General features: G+C 60.9%; 4 protein-coding genes. 2 read left to right on the top strand and 2 right to left on the bottom strand.

All coding sequences use genetic code 11. The features are described 5' to 3' along the window. Nucleotides 1–243, bottom strand: a 243-nt coding sequence (locus tag ACTS2Z_RS11175) for a hypothetical protein (RefSeq protein ID WP_442573289.1), incomplete at its 3' end; no start/stop codon positions are given. Nucleotides 244–300: 57 nt separating this feature from the next. On the opposite strand from ACTS2Z_RS11175, the gene ACTS2Z_RS11180 reads away from it, so the two are divergent. Together ACTS2Z_RS11180 and ACTS2Z_RS11185 are read left to right on the top strand one after the other, a co-directional pair. Then, nucleotides 301–975 (top strand): alpha/beta hydrolase, encoded by a 675-nt coding sequence (locus ACTS2Z_RS11180; protein ID WP_442573290.1) that lies wholly within the window; start codon nucleotides 301–303, stop codon nucleotides 973–975. A gap of 274 nt (nucleotides 976–1249) precedes the next feature. Further along, nucleotides 1250–1816 carry an HNH endonuclease gene (locus ACTS2Z_RS11185; RefSeq protein WP_442573291.1) on the top strand — a complete coding sequence of 189 codons (567 nt, stop codon included), beginning with the start codon at nucleotides 1250–1252 and terminating at the stop codon, nucleotides 1814–1816. A gap of 50 nt (nucleotides 1817–1866) precedes the next feature. Here ACTS2Z_RS11185 and ACTS2Z_RS11190 read toward each other — a convergent pair. After that, the coding region (locus ACTS2Z_RS11190) for a mechanosensitive ion channel family protein (RefSeq protein WP_442573292.1) at nucleotides 1867–2425 on the bottom strand (559 nt) is incomplete at its 5' end.

The raw sequence follows: 2425 nt of genomic DNA on the forward strand, positions 1-2425 counted from the left end.
ACCTGCATGACTCGTTCGGCGACCCTGAGAAACATATCTACTGACTTCAGCGATATTCGACGCTAGTTCTTTAATCGCAGGGATGCCAACCTCTTCCGGTTCGATTCCACATTCTCGCAAGTAAATTTTTAGCGCGTTTTCGGCGTGCACATGCTTTGGAACCGCAGCTCCTAGAATAACCTTGAAAACGAACCAAACGAGCCAACCGGCGGGAACCACCAGAACCAACAACAGCCATTCCATTTTTGCCTCCCCGAATTTCGCGGTAACGATACCTATGAGCTGCAAAGAGACCAATACATGATCCTGCTTGACGGACCGCGCATTCCTGCCCGCTCAGGCCAGGCGAAAAAGCTCGTCATCCTGTTTCATGGTTATGGCTCGAACGGCGCTGATCTTGCAGGCCTCGCGCAGCACTGGGCAGGTGATTTCCCCGACACGGCTTGGGTTGCGCCCAATGCGCCCGAACCTGTCCCCGGCGCGCCGGGCGGCTATCAATGGTTTCCGATTTCCCGGCTGGACCCTGCCGCTATGGAGGCGGGCGTTCGCATGGCAGGGCCGGTCGCCGACCAGTTCATTGCCTCCGAACTGCGCCGTCACAACCTGACCCACGCCGATCTCGCTCTCGTCGGTTTCAGCCAGGGTACGATGCTGGCCTTGCATCTTGGCCTGCGCCAGCCATCCGCAATCGGCGGTATTCTGGGCTATTCGGGCGCTCTGGCGGGCGGTGAAAAACTCAAGGGTGAAATGGCCTCCCGCCCGCCCGTCATGCTGATCCATGGCGACCGGGACGAAGTCTTGCCAGTCGGTTTCACCTTGCTGGCTGCCCAGCAACTCGCGGCTGCCGGTCACGGGGCGGAGTTTCATATCAGCCAGGGCCTGCCCCACTCGATTGGACCGGACGGGCTGGAGCTGGGCGCCCGATTCCTGAAAGCTGCCCTTGCCGGACGCTATCGCGCCGCGCTTGCCGCCTGAGCCTCTCGCCACCATGTCTCCTCCTGCCAGTGCAACAGGGCTGTGGTTCCAGTGTCATAGGCCTGTCGCAGGAGTTGGAGTAAAGTCGGCCCAACGTACCTGATGTCCTGATTCGTTTTTGCGTTTCGGGCGTGTTCAGAGGGAGGTGCGTCTTCAGGACGCTCATGCGCCATAGGCTTTCGGGCCATGGATGCCTGCCCCGCCGGACCTGTTCCGGTCCGGCCAGCCATCCGCGCAGCCCGGTGCTGCCCTCTTTGCCGGAGGCGCGGGACTGATGCGTGTGTTCAAGGCTGCCCCTGAAGATTTGCGCTGCCTTGTCCTGAACGCGGATTACCAGCCGCTTTCCTACTATCCTTTATCGACCTGGCCTTGGCAGGAAGCCATCAAGGCGGTGTTCCTTGAACGCGTCGATGTTGTCTCGGAGTACGAGACGGCAATCCGCTCCCCATCCTTTGCCATGCGCGCGCCATCGGTTGTGGCTCTGCGCGATTTCGTCACGCAGGACCGCCCGCCGGCCTTCACCCGGTTCAACGTGTTCCTGCGCGATGGCTTCCAGTGCCAGTATTGCGGCTCGACCCAGCTGGACCAGCTGACCTTCGATCACGTCATTCCGCGTTCGCGCGGGGGGCGCACGACCTGGGAAAACATCGTTGCGGCCTGTTCGCCCTGCAATCTGAAGAAGGGTGGGCGTACGCCAGAGCAATCGCGCATGCCGATGCGCAAGCCGGCGCTTCGTCCGACCATGCATCAATTGCAGGGGCAGGGCCGGCGCTTCCCGCCCAAATACCTGCATGAGAGCTGGCTGGACTACCTCTACTGGGATGTCGAGCTGGAGCCTTGAGCGTTTCCTTGCCGGCCCGCCCTTGCGGCGCGTCTTGCCGGGGCAAAAACCTATTCCTCGCTCCGCTCGATCTGCACCCGCACCGGCCCTCGTGCATCGAGATGCACATCGCGCTGCGGGAAGGGGAACTGGATGCCTTCGGCCTCGAACGCCTTCCAGATCGCCAGCAGGACGTCCGACGACACGTTATTGACCCCTTGCTGCGGGTCCGCGATCCAGAAGCGCACTTCCAGATCAATCGAGTTGTCGCCGAACCCGCGCAAGAGGCATTTGGTCTCCGGCTTTTCGAGCACTCGCTCGACAGAATTGGCCGCCTCCACGATCACTTTCATGGCATGGGGCACATCGGTCCCGTAGGCGACGCCGACAGGCTTCTTGATGCGCACGGCTTCGTCAGAAAACGACCAGTTGATCACCTTGGTGGTGATGAACTCCTCATTCGGGATCAGATGCTCCAGCCCGTCGCGCGTCACGACGCTGGCAAAGCGCATCCCCAGCGCATTTACGCGGCCATAGGTCTCATCCAGCGTGATGACATCGCCGGGCTTTACCGAACGGTCCATCAGGAGGATCAGGCCGGAAATGAGGTTGGAGAAGATTTTCTGCAGG

Origin of the sequence: Glycocaulis sp., from assembly GCF_052168375.1 — a bacterium.
GTDB lineage: Bacteria > Pseudomonadota > Alphaproteobacteria > Caulobacterales > Maricaulaceae > Glycocaulis.